Origin of the sequence: Arcobacter sp. YIC-80 (assembly GCF_044841725.1) — a bacterium.
Classification (GTDB): domain Bacteria; phylum Campylobacterota; class Campylobacteria; order Campylobacterales; family Arcobacteraceae; genus Arcobacter_B.
In genome coordinates this window covers 61,775-79,079 of the sequence record NZ_JBJBSI010000011.1, presented here as the reverse complement: position 1 = coordinate 79,079, position 17,305 = coordinate 61,775, and the positions used below count along the sequence as shown (strand labels likewise).

18 protein-coding genes and 4 tRNA genes are annotated in these 17,305 nt (G+C 25.1%); 15 read left to right on the top strand and 7 right to left on the bottom strand.

Translation table 11 applies throughout. The features are described from left to right. The first annotated feature begins 4 nt into the window (after positions 1–4). The 4 genes from ACH5BK_RS12910 to ACH5BK_RS12895 all read left to right on the top strand — a co-directional run bounded on the left by ACH5BK_RS12910 (position 5) and on the right by ACH5BK_RS12895 (position 393). A tRNA-Met gene (locus tag ACH5BK_RS12910) sits at positions 5–81 on the top strand. 10 nt (positions 82–91) lie between these two features. Beyond that, positions 92–168: transfer RNA gene (locus ACH5BK_RS12905), tRNA-Met, on the top strand. 37 nt (positions 169–205) lie between these two features. Continuing rightward, positions 206–282: transfer RNA gene (locus ACH5BK_RS12900), tRNA-Thr, on the top strand. A 36-nt stretch (positions 283–318) separates the two neighbouring features. Continuing rightward, a tRNA-Gln gene (locus ACH5BK_RS12895) sits at positions 319–393 on the top strand. 2 nt (positions 394–395) lie between these two features. On the opposite strand, the gene ACH5BK_RS12890 is transcribed toward ACH5BK_RS12895, so the two are convergent. Further along, positions 396–2,150 (bottom strand): diguanylate cyclase, encoded by a 1,755-nt coding sequence (locus ACH5BK_RS12890; protein ID WP_404308062.1) that lies wholly within the window; start codon positions 2,148–2,150, stop codon positions 396–398. A gap of 321 nt (positions 2,151–2,471) precedes the next feature. Here ACH5BK_RS12890 and ACH5BK_RS12885 point away from each other — a divergent pair, with 321 nt between their 5' ends. The 6 genes from ACH5BK_RS12885 to proX all read left to right on the top strand — a co-directional run bounded on the left by ACH5BK_RS12885 (position 2,472) and on the right by proX (position 9,309). Next, positions 2,472–2,891 (top strand): NUDIX domain-containing protein, encoded by a 420-nt coding sequence (locus ACH5BK_RS12885; RefSeq protein WP_404308060.1) that lies wholly within the window; start codon positions 2,472–2,474, stop codon positions 2,889–2,891. A 66-nt stretch (positions 2,892–2,957) separates the two neighbouring features. Further along, a complete protein-coding gene (locus ACH5BK_RS12880; RefSeq protein WP_404308058.1) occupies positions 2,958–3,788 on the top strand; it encodes a phosphate/phosphite/phosphonate ABC transporter substrate-binding protein in 831 nt (276 codons plus the stop codon). Next, a complete protein-coding gene (locus ACH5BK_RS12875; protein WP_404308056.1) occupies positions 3,781–5,943 on the top strand; it encodes a cache domain-containing protein in 2,163 nt (720 codons plus the stop codon). The genes ACH5BK_RS12880 and ACH5BK_RS12875 overlap by 8 nt, the downstream gene beginning before the upstream one ends. A gap of 163 nt (positions 5,944–6,106) precedes the next feature. After that, positions 6,107–7,318: a glycine betaine/L-proline ABC transporter ATP-binding protein ProV gene (gene proV / locus ACH5BK_RS12870; protein WP_404308054.1), complete on the top strand. Its 1,212-nt coding sequence runs from the start codon at positions 6,107–6,109 to the stop codon at positions 7,316–7,318. Then, entirely contained in the window at positions 7,311–8,342 is a 1,032-nt protein-coding gene (gene proW, locus ACH5BK_RS12865; RefSeq protein ID WP_404308052.1) for a glycine betaine/L-proline ABC transporter permease ProW, read from the top strand. Before proV ends, proW begins: the two co-directional genes overlap by 8 nt. Continuing rightward, on the top strand, positions 8,332–9,309 hold the full coding sequence (gene proX, locus ACH5BK_RS12860) for a glycine betaine/L-proline ABC transporter substrate-binding protein ProX (protein ID WP_404308050.1): 978 nt from the start codon (positions 8,332–8,334) through the stop codon (positions 9,307–9,309). The genes proW and proX overlap by 11 nt, the downstream gene beginning before the upstream one ends. A gap of 41 nt (positions 9,310–9,350) precedes the next feature. Here proX and ACH5BK_RS12855 read toward each other — a convergent pair whose 3' ends face one another. Continuing rightward, a complete protein-coding gene (locus tag ACH5BK_RS12855; RefSeq protein ID WP_404308048.1) occupies positions 9,351–10,232 on the bottom strand; it encodes a tetratricopeptide repeat protein in 882 nt (293 codons plus the stop codon). 128 nt (positions 10,233–10,360) lie between these two features. Here ACH5BK_RS12855 and ACH5BK_RS12850 point away from each other — a divergent pair, with 128 nt between their 5' ends. Beyond that, positions 10,361–10,699 carry a MerR family transcriptional regulator gene (locus ACH5BK_RS12850; protein WP_404308046.1) on the top strand — a complete coding sequence of 113 codons (339 nt, stop codon included), beginning with the start codon at positions 10,361–10,363 and terminating at the stop codon, positions 10,697–10,699. An 8-nt stretch (positions 10,700–10,707) separates the two neighbouring features. Here ACH5BK_RS12850 and ACH5BK_RS12845 read toward each other — a convergent pair whose 3' ends face one another. After that, complete coding sequence (locus tag ACH5BK_RS12845; RefSeq protein ID WP_404308044.1) at positions 10,708–11,205, bottom strand: DsrE family protein; 498 nt, start codon at positions 11,203–11,205, stop codon at positions 10,708–10,710. Positions 11,206–11,389: 184 nt separating this feature from the next. Between ACH5BK_RS12845 and ACH5BK_RS12840 the strand changes: the two genes are divergently transcribed. Continuing rightward, positions 11,390–11,923 carry a hypothetical protein gene (locus ACH5BK_RS12840; RefSeq protein ID WP_404308043.1) on the top strand — a complete coding sequence of 178 codons (534 nt, stop codon included), beginning with the start codon at positions 11,390–11,392 and terminating at the stop codon, positions 11,921–11,923. Between the two features lie 5 nt (positions 11,924–11,928). Further along, the gene (locus ACH5BK_RS12835; protein WP_404308041.1) at positions 11,929–12,660 is read left to right on the top strand and encodes a hypothetical protein; all 732 of its coding nucleotides are present in this window, start codon (positions 11,929–11,931) and stop codon (positions 12,658–12,660) included. A 13-nt stretch (positions 12,661–12,673) separates the two neighbouring features. Here the strand turns inward: ACH5BK_RS12835 and ACH5BK_RS12830 are convergent, their stop codons facing one another. Then, the gene (locus ACH5BK_RS12830; RefSeq protein WP_404308039.1) at positions 12,674–12,997 is read right to left on the bottom strand and encodes a hypothetical protein; all 324 of its coding nucleotides are present in this window, start codon (positions 12,995–12,997) and stop codon (positions 12,674–12,676) included. Between the two features lie 77 nt (positions 12,998–13,074). On the opposite strand from ACH5BK_RS12830, the gene ACH5BK_RS12825 reads away from it, so the two are divergent. Then, complete coding sequence (locus ACH5BK_RS12825) at positions 13,075–13,995, top strand: radical SAM/SPASM domain-containing protein (protein ID WP_404308037.1); 921 nt, start codon at positions 13,075–13,077, stop codon at positions 13,993–13,995. Between the two features lie 39 nt (positions 13,996–14,034). Then, the gene (locus ACH5BK_RS12820; protein WP_404308035.1) at positions 14,035–14,877 is read left to right on the top strand and encodes an EI24 domain-containing protein; all 843 of its coding nucleotides are present in this window, start codon (positions 14,035–14,037) and stop codon (positions 14,875–14,877) included. Positions 14,878–14,898: 21 nt separating this feature from the next. On the opposite strand, the gene ACH5BK_RS12815 is transcribed toward ACH5BK_RS12820, so the two are convergent. The 3 genes from ACH5BK_RS12815 to ACH5BK_RS12805 are packed head-to-tail and all read right to left on the bottom strand — an operon-like array spanning position 14,899 to position 17,198. Then, on the bottom strand, positions 14,899–16,092 hold the full coding sequence (locus tag ACH5BK_RS12815) for a S8 family peptidase (protein ID WP_404308033.1): 1,194 nt from the start codon (positions 16,090–16,092) through the stop codon (positions 14,899–14,901). Beyond that, on the bottom strand, positions 16,089–16,502 hold the full coding sequence (locus ACH5BK_RS12810) for a hypothetical protein (protein ID WP_404308031.1): 414 nt from the start codon (positions 16,500–16,502) through the stop codon (positions 16,089–16,091). The genes ACH5BK_RS12815 and ACH5BK_RS12810 overlap by 4 nt, the downstream gene beginning before the upstream one ends. Then, positions 16,503–17,198 (bottom strand): response regulator transcription factor, encoded by a 696-nt coding sequence (locus tag ACH5BK_RS12805; RefSeq protein ID WP_404308029.1) that lies wholly within the window; start codon positions 17,196–17,198, stop codon positions 16,503–16,505. Positions 17,199–17,305: the final 107 nt, after the last annotated feature.

Genomic DNA, 17,305 nt, shown 5'->3' with positions numbered 1-17,305 from the left:
TTAACGCGGAATAGAGCAGCTAGGTAGCTCGTCGGGCTCATAACCCGAAGGTCACAGGTTCAAATCCTGTTTCCGCAACCAATTAGTCAGTGTCAAGGTAGCTCAGCTGGCTAGAGCGCTGGTCTCATAAGCCGGAGGTCGAGAGTTCAAGTCTCTCTCTTGACACCATTATTCACAAAGTGAATAATACTTAATATTTTTGGAAGCTGGTGTAGCTCAGTTGGCTAGAGCAGCTGATTTGTAATCAGCAGGTCGGGGGTTCAAGTCCCTTCACCAGCTCCACTTTATTTTAACTATACAATTTTTTTGAACTCATAATGGGGTATCGCCAAGCGGTAAGGCACTGGTTTTTGGTACCAGCATTCGCAGGTTCGAATCCTGCTATCCCATCCACTTTATATTTTATAACATATAGTATTTCTTCCATTACTTTTTGCTTTATATAAAGCTTCATCAGCATTTTTTACAATATCTTTTATATCTAAACCTTTTTTATAAGTGCTAATACCAAAACTTGCAGTACAGTTATTTATAGTTGAGAAACTAGTTTTCTCAATTTTATTTTTAATCTTTTGGGATACAATATTTGCTTCTTCTAAATTCGTTTTAGGGCATATTATTATAAATTCTTCTCCTCCCCATCTTCCAACAGTATCAGTTTGTCTTATATTATCTTTTAGAATTTGAGCAAACTCTTTTAGGATTGTATCTCCTACTTGATGACCATAAGTATCATTTATTTTTTTAAAGAAATCTATATCTATTAAAATCAGACTAAAATCTTCATTATATCTTTTTGTATATTTTAATTGTCTCTGTAGAGTATCGTCTATTTTTGTTCTATTGTATAAACTTGTTAATTTATCTGTTATAGAAAGTTCTTCAAGCCTTTTATTTAAGACTTTAAGTTCTTCTGATTTTTCATTTGTGATTTTTAGAAGTTTATTTTTTTCATTTAATAAAGACTGTGCTTTTATTTTATCATTTAAAGCATTTATTTTTTCGTTTTCAATTTTTTTATATTTATAAGATATTAAATAAGAAAGTGTTAATGCTTCTATTATAATACCTATTCCTATACTATGTGAAGATATGTAGTTAAATTCAACCATTCCTATATAAAATAAGATGCCATATAAAGTAAATGCAATATAAAAGATATGTGCTATTAAAAATATTTTTATAACTTGATTACCTTTTTTATAAATACTTATACTTATTAATAAAAATACAACTAATGAATAATTTAAGGTAATACTTAATAAGACTAATGAATGATTATAATTAATTAGTCCATATAGAAAATTTAAAGATAGTAATGTAATTACACTATTTAAAAATAAATGTTCTTTTTTATACTTATATTTTGTTTCGAAAACTGATTGTATAAATAAAGTTAAGAAAATAGGTATTAACATTAAAGCAAAATTGAATTTAGTAGCAATTTCTCCATATACATTAAAATAGTGAGCTAAAGAGCCATACATATAAAAAATCCAGATAGTGGCACTAAATAGATATAATGAATAGAATAAATACTCTTTATATTTAGTTGAAATATAGAATAAAAAATTATACCATGCTAAAGCAAGCAATAAACCAAAGAAAAATAAACCATCAGCTTTTTCATAAATTAAGTATTTTATAGATTCTATATTGTCAAAAATTGAAAAGTTATAAAAGTGATAAGCACTTGATTCTTGATTAATATAAAGTGTTTTTATTTCTTTTGGATTAATTGATATGGGATAAATTGCATTTGATCCTTTAAGTAATGTTGAGTTTTTTGGATTTTGTATATTAAGTTCTTCTTTTTTTAGAAGTTCTCCTTCTTTATTTTTCTCAAAATATAATATTTTATTGAGAGTAAATGCCATACTTTGATGAAGAGATAATTGCATTTTATCTTTCGTATTATTTCTTAATACTATTTTTATCCATGTATTTTTTACAGTTCTACCAAGTGAAGCTTTATTTTTTCCTTTTTTAAACTTTACTTCGTGAATATTATTAATATCTATATTATTTGAGTCATTTATATAATATAAAATTTCAAAATTACTTAATTTTACTTTTTTATCATTTATTTGAATTATATTAGAAGCATTTATGTTTAAAAAAAGTAAAACAAGCATGATTAATAACTTCATTTTATTTTTCCTTATTTAAAGTTTATATTAAAAGTTACATATTACATAAAATATTATTAAAACTTTGTATATAATTATAAAATTATATATATAACAGACACTATAACATTATTATTATTTATTTGTAAGATTATTTAATATATAATTACAAGTAAAATATAATAATAGGATTATAAATGACATATTTTTTTAATTTTATAGTACTTACTTTTATTATTATAATCTTTTCTGAAAATATTGATAACTATTTTACTTCATTGGCAAAATATATAGTTGAAAACTTAGTATAATATTGAAAAATATATATACTAAGGAGAGATTATGATAAAAACACCTCATTTAAGTGTTGATGGAATTATAAAACTTTATGATAATAATAAAAACTTTAAAGGTATTGTTTTTATAGAAAGATTAAATAAACCCTATGGCATTGCTCTACCAGGAGGTTTTGTTGATATTGGTGAGAGTGTAGAAAATGCCCTTGTTAGAGAAATGAAAGAAGAAACATCATTAGATGTTGAAATAGAGTCGTTATTAGGAGTTTATTCTGATCCAAAAAGGGATTGTAGATTTCATACTGTATCAGTAGTTTATATATGTAAGGCTTATGGTATTCCAAGAGCTTGTGATGATGCAAAAGAAGTTTTTATATATTTAGTTGATGAAATACCTCAAAATAAATTAGTTTTTGATCATTCTAAGATTATTTCTGATTTTCTTTCTAAAAACAGCATATTATAGTATTACTTTAAATTGACATTAATAATTATTTAATATAATTAGAAATATTATATTAAGGTTTATTTTATGAATTTCATAAAAACAATTGTTTTATGTCTTCTTTTTTTTAGCTTATTAAATGCTAAAAATGTTAATTCAATTGTTTTTGCACCTTTACCTACAAAATTAAAATCAAATATAATTAATGACTTTAATCCTCTTATATCTTATTTGGAAAAAAAATTAAATATAGAAATTGAATACAAATTTTATCAAAACTATAAAGATATTATTGATGCAATTAAAAATAAAGAAGTTGATATTGCTTATTTAGGGCCTCTTCCTTATATTGCACTTTATTCTGAATATAAGGGAGTTAAACCATTGGTTAGTTTTAAAGAAAAAAATAAAAAGCATAATTATAGATGTGTATTAGCAAAGTTTAAAACTTCTAATATTGATATTTCTAAAGACGTAAAAATTGCTTTAACTCAACCTTTATCTACTTGTGGTTATTTCATGACAAATATTTTATTAAAAAAACAATATGATAAAAGTTTGGAAAACTTTTTATATTCTTATGAAATGTCCCATGAAAACTCTTTATTGTCTTTAGTTAAAGGAACACATATTTTAGCTGGTGCAAAAGAAGATATAGCAAAAAAGTATGAAAGTTTAGGTGTTAGTATTATAAAAAGGAGTATTCTTCTTCCAGGTTTTACACTTGTAGGGAATAAAAATACTATTAGTGATAATTTATCTAGTAAGATAAAAAAAACACTTTTAAATATAGATACTAAAACCTTATCTACTTTAAAAAAAGGAAGGTATGGTTTTTCTTTAGCAACTCAAAAAGATTATGGAAATCTAAAAGTTAATATTAATAAAATACCTTTTGTGGGAAACATAAATGAATAAAAAATATTTTATGTATTTTTTTAGTTTCATCATTGCTTTTTTGATTTTTAGTTTTATTCTAAGTCGTTTAGAAAAAAATGATATTGATATTGTTTCTAAACAAAAATTAGAGGCAACTAAACTAGCATATAAAAGTATATTAGATACTTATAAATTAGCAGCAAAAAAAGATTTTAATTATATAGTAAAAGATAAAAAAGTATTAAAGTTACTTAAAAAATTTAAATACTCTAAGGAAGAAAATAAAAGTATATATAGGGGGTTACTATATAGAGAACTTTACAAAGAGTATGAACAGCTTAAACAAAGTGGATTAAGACAGTTTCATTTCCATACTCATGAAGGGAAAAGTCTTTTAAGATTTCATAATCCTTCTAATAGTGGAGATGAATTAATAGATTTTAGGGAGTCTATTAAAATAGCTAATATAAAAAAAGAAAAAAGTTTTGGTTTTGAAGGAGGAAGAGTATTTCCTGGTTTTAGATATGTATTTCCTATAGTTTATGAAGGTGATCATTTAGGGAGTGTTGAATTTTCAATCTCATTTGATTCTGTGGAAAAAAAACTTAAAGATGTTCTTAATTCAAATATGTATGTTCTTTTGATGAATAAGGAAACTACACTACAAAAGGTTTTTAGTTCAAAAAGAAAATATTTTATTAAGTCTGATTTATCTGACGATTATTATTTAGAAAATAGTCTTATTTCAAATATAACCGAAAAATATATTAATAGTAGTTTGATTAAAAGATTAAATAAAAAGCTAAAAGAAAATGAAGAGTTTTTGAAACTACATAAAAAACATGAAAGTTTTTATATTCCTTTGATTAGTAATGATAAAGGTTATATAATAAGTTTTTTAGCTATTAAAGATACAAAAAATAAATTTGCAGGATACATAGTATCATATTTAGATTTTAAAGATTTGATTTTTATTACTAGTAAATATAATATTTTTATAGTTTTATGTTTTATTTCTATTGCTGTATTTATATATTTAATTTCAGTTGCTATTGAACAAAGATATAAAACAATAAGAAATAAAAAAGAATTAGAGCTAAGTAATAAAAACTTACAAAATATTATAGATAATCAAAAAAATATAATTATTTTGTATGAAAACAATTGTATAAAAAAAGTCAATAAAAAATTTACAGATTTATTTACTTTAAGTGATATAAATGAATATAAAGAGTTTGAAAATTATATTATAGATACTAAAGAAGAAGACTTTTTAACAAAGAATAAGTTTAAAAAATATGTAAAAGAAAAAAAGTTTGCATTGCTTAATAATAAAATGTTAAGAATAAACAATACTATTGTAAAGAAAGAACAAATATATTTAGTAAACATCAATTTTTATAATGGTAATAATTCCTTTATTCTTGTTTTGACAGATATTAGTGAATTGATTAATCTTCAAAAAATAGTATATACTCAATCTAAAATAGCTGCTGTTGGAGAAATGATTGGAAATATCGCACATCAATGGAGACAACCTTTATCTGTAATTACTACTTGTATAAGTGGATTAAGATTCCAACTTGAATTAAATAATGAGTTAGATAAAAAAACTTTATTAAAAAATTTTGACCGAGTAAAATCACAAGCAATGTATTTATCAAAAACAATAGATGATTTTAGAGGTTTTTTTAAAGATGATGATTCTATTTTAAAAGAATTTAATGTAAAAGAAGTCCTTGATAAAGTTTATGATATTACTAAAGACTTACTAAAAGCTAATTATATAACTGTAAAGATTGATTCAGAAGAGATTATGATGTTTAATAATGATAGTATCATTGTTCAAACATTGATAAATATAATAAACAATGCAAAAGATGCTTTTAAAGAAAAAAATATAAACAGTAATGATAGATACTTATTTATAACATTAAAAAAACAAAATAAAAAAATCATGTTGGAAGTAAAAGATAGTGCAGGTGGTGTTGATGATTCTATTATTGATAAAATATTCGAACCTTATTTTACTACAAAACACAAATCAATAGGAACAGGTATAGGTTTATACATGACTCATCAACTTATTACAAAACAACTAAAAGGTAAAATCCTAGTAAAAAATAAATCTTATATTTATGAAAATAAAAAGCTTTTTGGTGCTTCTTTTCAAATAGATATTCCAATCTTATAGTTCTATAAAATTTCACAAAATTTTATATTAATTACATCAATGATTAGGTAATAAAATATATTTATAAAATTTATAAATTACAGATGAAATGTATATTTTATATTTTTTTAAGCTTAATTAATACATAATAAGTGTAAATATATTACAATTATTATGATGGAGTTTGGATATTAATACAAATAAAAAGAATAAATTAACAGTAAAAAATGTTTTCAAAGTTTTTGGTGACAGTCCAAAAAAGGCTTTAAAACTATTAGAAAATGGTGTTTCAAAAGAAGATATTTTTAAAAAAACTGGTATGACAATAGGTGTTCAAGATGCAAATTTTGAAATAAATGAAGGTGAAATCTTTGTAATCATGGGACTATCTGGTTCTGGCAAATCTACTTTAGTAAGACTTCTTAATAGGTTAATAGAACCTACTTCTGGACAAATTTTAATTGATAATACTGATGTTACAAATTTAAGTGATAAAGAATTAATAAATATTAGAAGAGAAAAAATTTCTATGGTTTTTCAATCATTTGCATTAATGCCTCATTTAAATATTATTGATAATGTTTCATTTGGTTTAGAATTAAGTGATATTAGTAAAAATCAAAGATATGAAAAAGCAAGAAAAGCTTTAGCTCAAGTTGGTCTATCTCAGCATGAATTTTCATATCCTGATGAGTTAAGTGGTGGGATGCAACAAAGGGTTGGTTTAGCACGAGCTTTGGCAAATGATCCTGAGATAATGTTGATGGATGAAGCTTTTTCAGCTCTAGATCCACTAATTAGAACAGAAATGCAAGATGAACTTTTAGTTTTACAAGAAGAAGAAAAAAGAACTATTGTATTTATTTCTCATGACTTAGATGAGGCAATTAGAATTGGTGATAGAATTGCTATTATGCAAAATGGTGAAATTGTTCAAATAGGAACACCTGAAGATATTATAAATAATCCGGCAAATGATTATGTTAAATCATTTTTTAAAGGTGTTGATGTAACCTCTGTTTTAAATGCTTCTCATATTGCTAAAAAAATTAGACCTACTATAATAAATAAAGAAAGTACAGGTATTAAATCGGCATTACAGTATATAAGTGATTTTGATGAAGATTATGCTTATTTTGTTGAAAAAAGTGGAAAATATATAGGTATTTTAACCTTAGATTCCTTGAAAGAGCAAAAAACTTTAGGTGGAAGTATTCATAATGCAGTTATTGATGAAAAGCCAATTAGTGATGATATTCAAATATCAGATTTTATTGCAAAAGTAGCAGAGCATAATTATCCAACAGCAGTTATTGATAAAGCAGGAAAGTATATGGGAACGATATCTAAAAGTAGTTTATTAAAAATATTTGATGAAGGAGTAGAAAATGAGTAGTGATCCATGGGGAAATGCTTCAACTGCACAAGAAGATAAAACTTCATCAGTTGATTGGACGCAAGAAGCTTCTCAAACTCCTGTTGAAGAAGTAAAGGAATTTAATATTTTAAATCCTTTTGAAAATGTACTTATTCCTTTTGATGATTGGACAAATACGGGGATTAATTGGCTAGTAGCAAATTTTAGAGATGTTTTTTTAGCTGCTAAAGCTCCTATTGATGTTGTATTAAAAGCAATTGAGAGTTTTTTACTTTTTTTAAATCCTTATGTAGTAATTTTATTTTTTGTATTTTTAGCCTTGCAGTTTTCTACAAAAAAGCTTGCTTTGGGAACTTTTATTTCTTTTTTAATTATTGGATTTATTGGGGCTTGGGAAGAGTCTATGATTACTTTATCTTTAGTAATTACAGCTGTATTATTTTCAATAATAATAGGTTTACCACTTGGTATTTGGAGTGCAAAAAGTGATACTGTTGATAAGGTAGTTAGGCCTATTTTAGATGCTATGCAAACAACACCTGCATTTGTATATTTGATTCCTATTGTTATGTTATTTGGAATTGGTAATGTTCCAGGAGTTATTGTAACAATTATATTTGCATTGCCTCCTCTTATTAGACTTACAAATTTAGGTATTAGACAAGTACCTAAAGATTTGATAGAAGCTTCAAGATCTTTTGGAGCAAGCTCATCTCAAATGTTATGGAAAGTTCAAATTCCAGTTGCTATGCCTACAATAATGGCTGGGATAAATCAAACTTTAATGCTTGCTTTATCAATGGTTGTAATTGCCTCTATGATTGCAGTAGGTGGTTTAGGTCAAATGGTATTAAGAGGTATTGGAAGACTTGATGTAGGTTTAGCTGCTGTTGGAGGTCTTGGTATTGTTCTTCTGGCAGTTATATTAGATAGATTAACTCAAGAAATGGGTAAGAAAGATAAAACAGACAAAAGAAGATGGTTTGAAAAAGGACCTATAGGTCTTATATATAACATAAAAAGGAGAAAAAATGTTAAATAAAAAATTATTAGTTGGGGGCTTAGTTTCTTTTGCTTTAGCCATAAACTTATTTGGAGCAAAAGTTACAGCAATAAAATCTAATATAGCAGAAGAAGCATTTCAAATGATGGTTGTTTCAGAAGTATTAAAAAAAATGGGACATGAAGTTACTGAAACAAATGACATAAATTATGATATTGCATATCAAACGTTAGCAAATAATGCAGATAGTAAAGATGTGTATTTTTTAGCTTCAACATGGGATCCTTTACATAGTGAAAAAATAAAAAATGTTGGTGGTGATAAAAAAATTGCTAAATTTTCTAATTTTGTATCAAATTGTGCTCAAGGTTATTTGATTGATAAAAAAACAGCTCAAAAATATAATATTAAATATTTTAATGATTTAAAAGATCCAAAAATTGCTAAGGTTTTTGATTTAGATGGAAATGGAAAAGCTGATTTAACAGGTTGTAATGCAGGTTGGGGATGTGAAAAAGTAGTTGAACATCAGTTAGATGTTTATGGTATGAGAGATACTGTTGAACATAAACAAGGTGAGTATTCTGCTCTTATTGCTAATACTATAGCAAATTACAAAACGGGAAAACCAGTTTTATATTATACATGGACTCCATATTGGGTTTCAGGAAAACTAGTTCCAGGAAAAGATGTAGTATTTTTACAAGTAACACATAGTGCTAACCCAAATACTTCTTCAACTAAATTACCAAATGGCTCTGATTATGGATTTAATGTAAATCATCAAAAAATTACAGCAAATGCAAGTGTAAAAACAAATCATAAAGATATAGCAAAACTATTTGATATTATGGAAATAAATGTAAATGATATTTCAGGTCAAAATATGCTTATGGCAAATGGACAAAATAAAGAAAAAGATATAAAAAGACATGTTCAATCATGGATGAAAACAAATGAGAAAAAAGTTAATGCTTGGATAAAAGAAGCAAAGGCTGCTAAGTAAGTTAGTTAGTAAAAAAGTAGAAGAGGAAATCCTCTACTTTTTTATGTTAAATCAACTTTTTTTTCTAAAATAGTTTGAACGCCTTCATGTTTTACTAATTCTTCAAATTCTTCTTCATCTTCTATTTTATAAATATATTCTTCATTTAATTCTATTGCTTTTTCAAGATCAGTAATAGCATTTTCTTCTTGTCCTAAAACTGCAAATACTTTTGCTCTTTGATAAAAGGCATTTGGATAATCACTATCTATTTCTAAAGCTTGGTTTGTTAAATTTAATGCCCAATTAGCTTCACCTAAATCAAGAATAGCATCTGCTTTATATGTTAAGGCTTCAACTTCATCTGGTCTGATTTTTAAAATCTCATCATAAATTTCAATTTTACCACTTGGTGTAGTTTCTTGAGAAGCTCTAAGCCATAATGAGTGAATAGCATTCATTATTTCTATTTCTTGTTCATTTTGTTTTACTTGCTTAGCTCTTTTTGCTAAGTCTTTTTCAAACATTGACATTTTTTCATCATATTCTAAAATAGTTTTTGATGTTTTTTCATCAATCATGTGTTTTACTTTTTCATTAATATCTTTAATAGAAGACCAACCAATAATCACTAAAATAGAACTGGCTGCTGCAATAATATAAAACATATTATTTATTGTTGATGTTGCATAATTAATTACATTTGTAGATATGTCAACTTCTTTTTTTGCCAATGTCTTATGCAACTCAATTTTTAAGTCTCTATTTTCATCTCTTAATTGTTTTAATTCATTAAGAATATAATTCTCTACAAATGGGTTATACAAAGGCTTTTTCAATGAATTTATTTTTTCATTTATTTTTTCTTTTGGTACTTGTTCAGTTTTTGTTTGGGCTATTAGTATTGTGCTAATTAATAGTAATAAAACTGCTATTTTTTTCATACTTTTCCTTTTGATTTTTCTTTATTAATTTTATTATATCTTATTTAATAAAAAGTAAAGTAAAGAAAAATTTAGAATAAAATTATAGAAAAAATTGTATAATTCAAGAAAAAAATTAAAGGATAATTTTGGCACTATTAAACAATGATAAAGATATTTTACCTCTAAGTAGTATTGCTGAACTTCTAACAGCAAAAGTAAGAACACTTAAAATGTATGAAGATAAAGGGTTGCTTCCTAAAAAAATTGATGGTAAAAAACTTTACTCTATTAATGATGTTAAAATGATAGCTTTTGTACACTATTTAGCAAGCGCAAAAAAAATAAATGCAAATGGTATTAAATATATTACTGAAATGTTAGAAAACAATATGGATGAAAAGAATAAAGCAGACTTTTTAGATATTGTAGAAACAAAAATGGAAAAGCTTTCTGGAATAGATGTAAAAGATGTAGATGTTATTTAGTTCCAATTTTAAAAAATTGGAACTAATTTATAATCTTGTGTTTGCCATCCTATCAAAGAGATAAAACCATCTGCAATAATATTCATTTCTTTTGGAATAGTATTATTATCTACTTTAAATACTTTTGTAGCAACTGCACAAACTTCCATTCTTACGCCTGCTTTACTTAGGTTTTTTATAGAGTTTTGAATAGCTTCTAAATGTTCTTCATGTTCCATTTCAAAAGCTTCATCTTGTTTTGTACTTAAAAACTTTACTGTCTCACCAATAAATACTAAAACCATTTTAGGTTTAACACCTTGTTTTATTAAACCTTTGTGTGTACCTTCTATGATGTTTAAGTAAAAAGCAGTTTTTCTAACATTTGTAAAGTCTATAAGAAATACACTTTTTGCTTCTTTTATTCCATTTAATGCAGCTTTATCATTTATTTTTTCTGCATTTAAATTATTTAAAAATAAAACTGGAATAAATAGAGTAAAAAGTAGTTTTTTTAGAATTGTCATCACTTTTCCTTTTTATGTATATTTATAATTATAAGTTATATTTTTATATCAATAATAAAGAATTATAAATTAATATTATTATATTTTTCCAAAGTATAATAAAGTAACATTTTAAGCATATTTTTATAGTAGAATATATCTTCTATTGGATATAATTTGACAAATTAAAAATAGGAAAACTTTAATGAGTGATAGATTACATGAAATAATCGCCCAAATAGGTGTACTTCATAATGAACTTATAGATAATAAAAAGATAGAAAATGCAGATTTAGTATTTGAATTTATAGAAGAGTATGATACTGATGTTCAAGAGCATTATTTAAATTTATTATTACAATATTACTTTCAAAAAAATGATTTAGATAATTTAAAAGAAGTACTTTTAGTAGGTGCAAAATTTGATATGAGATTTGATGATGTAAAAGAGGCTTTTTTACACATAAAAAATAATGATAAAAATGTAATAGAATTTATGGAAGATAGTATTGTTTTTATAAAAGATGATATAAAAGATGAAATTAAACAGATGTATGATTATTATGTGAGTAATGAAGAATTACAAGTTACTTTAGAACAAAGTATTGAGATTATAAAAAGAAATAGATATGTATGTGCTTACTGTTATAAGAATATACAGAAGCAAGAGTGTAAGTTTTTTCTAAATGAAGATTTATTAGAAAGTATTAAAAGAGACTTACCTTATATTTTAAAGTAATATAAATGCCAACATCTTTTGAATTTGTAATTCCTGATAATTTTTTGTTTATTCCAGCAAATTTGTCATTTATAAGCTTTTGTATTTTTTTTAGTTTTATATTATTTAGGATATTTAAATCAAAAATCATTTTTATGATATCTTTAGTTTTGACATTAAGTATATTTTATAATGATTTACTTTTAAAGTATGCAATTAAGAGTTTTTATTCTATTACTTCATACAATAGTACTTTTAATAAGCAAGCACAAAAAAATCAATATGGAAGAATAGAAAGTCTTTCTACTATAAAAGTGTATGGCTATGATATAAATCAGTTAGCAAACTTATCTTCAAGTAATAAGCAAAAAATCATAGCTTTTCATGAAGAACATATAGAAAAGTTTCTTGAAATACCTTCAATTGAGTATAAATTTAAAAGATATAAATACAAAAAAATAAGATTACCTTTAAATTCTTATGAATATTATGAAGACTTTGATAACATAAAAAAAGCTAGATATTCAATAAATGTGGAAAAAATCAACAGTTTTTTCCCAGAAATATATGATGAATATAAATATAGGTTTATAGATAATAAATCAAATGAAGTATTAGCTACAGCTTATTATTTGAAGTTTATTGAACGAAAATCATTAAGACATAAGTTTTTATATTGGGATGAGAGTAGAGATAAGTCTTTTTCTCCAAATGATATAGAAAATTTTGATGAGATTTATAAAAAAGTATTTTTATAAAGATAAAGTAGTATTAAAAAATACTACCCATCTCGTCATTTAAATATTCATCAATCTTTTCTTTAAAATCAATAAATTCTTTATTTCCAAGTTTATTAAAAATTACTATTTCTTCTCCAAAGTCATCATGAATAAAATGCTCTTGTTGAATTACTTGATTGTATAGTTTTTGAATATCTTCATCACTTTCATCTTTATTGAATAAAAACCAGTTAGCAGTTGCATTTTCTATTCTTACAAGTCCATAAGTTTTATTTTCATCTACATAGTCTTGAATAGTTCCACCATCAAATTGTGCTCCTACTACTATGTCATCTTCATTTAAAATCATTTCCATTTATAAACCTTTATTTTGAACTTAAAATGAATTATAATTAAAGTACTATTACTTAAGGCTTTAAGAGGCTTTGTTTTATGAACTATTTGATACAATTGCTAAAATTTTTAAAAGGCTATAATATAAAAAAGTTTAAAAAAGTTCATATAGAAATTACAAATATTTGTAATCTTAAGTGTACATTTTGTCCTCCAAAAATAAAGCCAAATGAAACTATGAGTTTAGAACATTTTGAGTCTATTAATGTTCAATTAAAAGAGTATACAAAACAGTTAGCTTATCATGTAGTAGGTGATCCTTTAGTTTTATCTAATTTAGGTAAATATTTAGATATTAGTTTAAAGAATGATTTAGAAGTAAATATTACCACAACTGCTAATAATTTAAATGAAAAACATTTTGATACTTTAATGCACAAGGCAATAAGACAAATAAATTTCTCAATTAACTCTTATAATGCAAACTCTCATAAAAAAAGTTTAGATGAGTATTTAAATCCTATTATTAGTTTTATAAAATATGCACAAGAGAAAAAGCATGAGTATTTTATAAATCTTAGAATATGGAATTTAGATGAAGAACAAAGTGCTAAGCAGTTTAATGAAAAAGTATTTGAAAAAATAAATAAAAGTTTTAATACAGATATATTACTTGATGAGGTATATAAAAATAAACCTAAAAATATAAGAATAGATAGAAAACTATTTTTTAATTTCGATGAGTATTTTAATTGGCCTAGTTTAAAAAATGATTTTGTATCAAAAGAAGGTTTTTGTTATGGTTTAGATTCACATTTTGGAATACTTTCATCAGGTGATGTAATACCTTGTTGTTTAGACCAAAATGCCTGTGTTAATCTTGGAAATACAAATACTACACAAATAAAAGATATTTTAAATTCTAAAAGAGTAAAAGCAATACAAAGTGGCTTTAGACAAAATAAAGTAGTAGAAGAACTTTGTCAAAAATGTGAATATAGACTTAGATTTGATAAGTGAAACTAAGCTATAATCTTATAAATTATTAAAAGGTTGAATTTGAACGAAATAGATATTTTATCAAGAAGTTTGAAGGACTTCTTGACTCCAAAGATGTTAAAAATTGCATTAGTTCCTTTAATAGTGACTATGATTTTAATTTATTCACTATTTTTTGCAGCTGCTGATTTTGGAATAACAGCACTACAACAAGCAGCAGAAGCTTCTCAAAATGGACAAGAAGTTATTATTGATGAGAATGCACCATTTTATTTTGTATGGGCTACATATTTAATTGTATTTTTATTTAAGTATTCATTTACTTCTTGGATTGCAGCTTTTCTTCTTTACACTATAGGTTCTATCATAGTTTTACAAGCTTCTGTTATTTTAACTTTAGTTGTGATTGGTTTTTTAACACCAATGATTTTAGGTGTAGTTCATAAGAGGCATTATAGTCATTTGACTTTACATGGTCATGGTTCTTTACTATCTCCTCTTTGGGTTTTATTTAAAAGTTCACTTATGATGATATTTTTATTTATACTTTTAATTCCTGTGTATTTTATACCTTTATTAAATATCATTGCTTTTGCTTTGCCTTTGTACTATTTCTTTCATAAGCTTTTAAATCATGATGTTGCATCAACTCTTTTAAGTGAAGAAGAGTATAAAAAAATCTATAAGAAAGAAGCAAATGCTTTTAGAGGAAGAACTCTATTTTTATATTTAGTTTCTATGATACCTTTTATTACTCTTTTTACAGCAGTATTTTATATAATATATTTAGGTCATGCTTATTTGATAAAACTTGAAAAACTTTATGAGTTTGAAGTTCCAAAAACTTCTAATATAAATAGTGAAGAGAAGAAAGAAGAAGTAAAATTTTTAGAAGATAAGTAAGAGTTTCTTACTTATCTTTTTTTATGGTAATGTAGCCTGTGCAGCTTCTATTGCCTTTTTAGCATTTATCTTCCCATAAGCTCTTTTAGTGTCAAAATTTCCTGTTGTATAATCAGCATTACTTCCACCAATTTTATCTGTAGTTGAAATCAAAATATTTCTTACTTGGTCAAAAGTAAGATTTGGGTTTACAGATAATATCAATGCAACTAAACCACTTGTTGTAGGCGCTGCAAAACTTGTACCCGATGTTAAAGTATAGTTATTTAAATTTTCATTTGTATAAGAAAGTTGAGAGTTACTATTTCTACCTGCATTTCCACTTTGATCTAGTGATAAAATACCAAGTAAGCCATCATTTAAACTTCCACCACCAGGTGCAATTACATCAATAGCTGAACCATAGTTTGAATAAGAAGTTACATCATTTAAAACACTTGTTGCTCCTACTCCTATTACTGTAGTTAATTCAGATGGATCATTATTTCCCGCTTGGTCTAAGTCTAATGCTAGTCCGGTATTTTTATCTCCATTTCCTGATGAAAATACAACTATAATCCCATCATCTTTAAGTTCTTCAATTTTATCTTGAACAACTTGAGATAATTGACTTCCTCCCCAGCTACAGTTTATAACTTTTGCACCTTGATTTTTTGCATATTCAAAGGAATCAAGTAAATTTTGAGTAGTTAAAGTTGAACCTTCTCCTAAATCAATATTTATTAGTATAAGCTCAACATTGGGCGCTACTCCTACTTCATCTCCTGCAACAATACCTGCAACAGCTAATCCATGATAAAAATCATCTCCTTCACTATCATCTAAATTTGTAGGAGTATTTGGTAAATCTTGGGGATTATAAGTACTAATTATCTTATCTTTTATATTGGGATGATTAGCTTGAAATCCTTCATCAATAATAGCAACCTTTATGGGCTGACTATTATTTATTTGTTTCCCTTTTGTAACAGCCCAAGCTTCTTCCAAACTTATGTGTGCTTCATTGTTTATGTTATTGTTTGTTTTATATGTAGCATTGATATCTTTATTTATATGCCAAGCAAATTGAAAAAAATCATTCCCTAATACAGAGTTTACAACGTTTGAAATAGAACTTGATGAATTACTAGAACCACTTCCTCCACCACCACAAGCTGTAAGACTAATAGCCAAAGTAATAGCTATACTATAATTTTTTATATGTTTTAAGTTCATCTTTTATTTAACTTTAATAATTTATTTGGTGTAGCACTTTTTATATCTTCTTTTTTATGTAGTTCTTGTGCTAAAGTAAAAATATTTTGTGTATCTTCAACTTTTATTAGAAAAAACCTTTTACTTATTTTTTTATAATTTGTAATATTTAAGTCACTAAACTCATCTTCACAATATGCTTCTTTATGACATTGAACTATTAGTTCATCTTTAAATTGAACAGTATTTCCATTTGTTGTTTTATAAGTATGTATTTTTTCAGAGTTTTCATTTTGTTTATTAACACTTAGGCTTTCAGACTCAAGAGGCTTGATAAGTTCAACTTTTTTATCAAACTCATAATAGAAGTCATTTGCTAGTAAGTTACTTGAAATAAGTGTAACTAAAGCAATAAATATATTCTTTTTCAACTAAACTTCTCCTATAACTAATCTATATCCAGTACCTTGAACATTTTTCAAGCATTTTTCTGGCAGTTTTTTTCTAAAGTTTTTAATAAATAATCTCATAGCATTTTGAGTCATCACAGAATCTTCATCCCAAATTTGATTTTCCATTTCTTCATAAGTGATAATTCTATTTTTTGTTATAAGTAGTTTTAAGAACATATTCTCTTTTTTTGTAAGATTGAAAACTTCCTCATTATTTGAAACTATAGATTTACTATAATCAAAATACCATTTTTCATTTAATGTAAAAATTTTATTATCATCATGTGTTTTTATAAATGCTTCTAATGCATCCATCAATTTTTCTTGAGTTATAGGTTTAATAATATACTTTACTAGATGTAGTTCAGCTGCTTTTAGCATATACTCTAAATCTGTATGAGCAGATGTGATTATTATTCTTGTTTTTGAATCAGATTCTCTTATTTTTTTTACTAAATCAATACCTGTTTCACCTGGAGGCATTTTTATATCAGTTATTATTAAATCAGGTTTGTTTTGTACATATTTGATATATCCATCACTTGCATTCTTTGCGGTAATTGTCTCTTTAAATAAGTGCTCTAATATCTCTTTTATATTGTTTCTAATGCCATCTTCATCCTCTATATAAAGCACTGAAAAAGCATTTAACTTATTTACTATATTATCTTGCATTTCGATAAAATCCTTATTAGAAATATTATGCTATCATAGCATATTAAAGGTTACAGGACAAGAAAAATTGAATTTAATAACAGAAAAAAATTTATCAAAAATTATTA

Bases quoted from the DNA above. Each gene is read 5' to 3' on its own strand.
- ACH5BK_RS12890 (WP_404308062.1), bottom strand. From the start codon at position 2,150: ATGAAGTTATTAATCATGCTTGTTTTACTTTTTTTAAACATAAATGCT.
- ACH5BK_RS12885 (WP_404308060.1), top strand. From the start codon at position 2,472: ATGATAAAAACACCTCATTTAAGTGTTGATGGAATTATAAAACTTTAT.
- ACH5BK_RS12880 (WP_404308058.1), top strand. From the start codon at position 2,958: ATGAATTTCATAAAAACAATTGTTTTATGTCTTCTTTTTTTTAGCTTA.
- ACH5BK_RS12875 (WP_404308056.1), top strand. From the start codon at position 3,781: ATGAATAAAAAATATTTTATGTATTTTTTTAGTTTCATCATTGCTTTT.
- proW (WP_404308052.1), top strand. From the start codon at position 7,311: ATGAGTAGTGATCCATGGGGAAATGCTTCAACTGCACAAGAAGATAAA.
- proX (WP_404308050.1), top strand. From the start codon at position 8,332: ATGTTAAATAAAAAATTATTAGTTGGGGGCTTAGTTTCTTTTGCTTTA.
- ACH5BK_RS12855 (WP_404308048.1), bottom strand. From the start codon at position 10,232: ATGAAAAAAATAGCAGTTTTATTACTATTAATTAGCACAATACTAATA.
- ACH5BK_RS12845 (WP_404308044.1), bottom strand. From the start codon at position 11,205: ATGACAATTCTAAAAAAACTACTTTTTACTCTATTTATTCCAGTTTTA.
- ACH5BK_RS12840 (WP_404308043.1), top strand. From the start codon at position 11,390: ATGAGTGATAGATTACATGAAATAATCGCCCAAATAGGTGTACTTCAT.
- ACH5BK_RS12835 (WP_404308041.1), top strand. From the start codon at position 11,929: ATGCCAACATCTTTTGAATTTGTAATTCCTGATAATTTTTTGTTTATT.
- ACH5BK_RS12830 (WP_404308039.1), bottom strand. From the start codon at position 12,997: ATGGAAATGATTTTAAATGAAGATGACATAGTAGTAGGAGCACAATTT.
- ACH5BK_RS12825 (WP_404308037.1), top strand. From the start codon at position 13,075: ATGAACTATTTGATACAATTGCTAAAATTTTTAAAAGGCTATAATATA.
- ACH5BK_RS12815 (WP_404308033.1), bottom strand. From the start codon at position 16,092: ATGAACTTAAAACATATAAAAAATTATAGTATAGCTATTACTTTGGCT.
- ACH5BK_RS12805 (WP_404308029.1), bottom strand. From the start codon at position 17,198: ATGCAAGATAATATAGTAAATAAGTTAAATGCTTTTTCAGTGCTTTAT.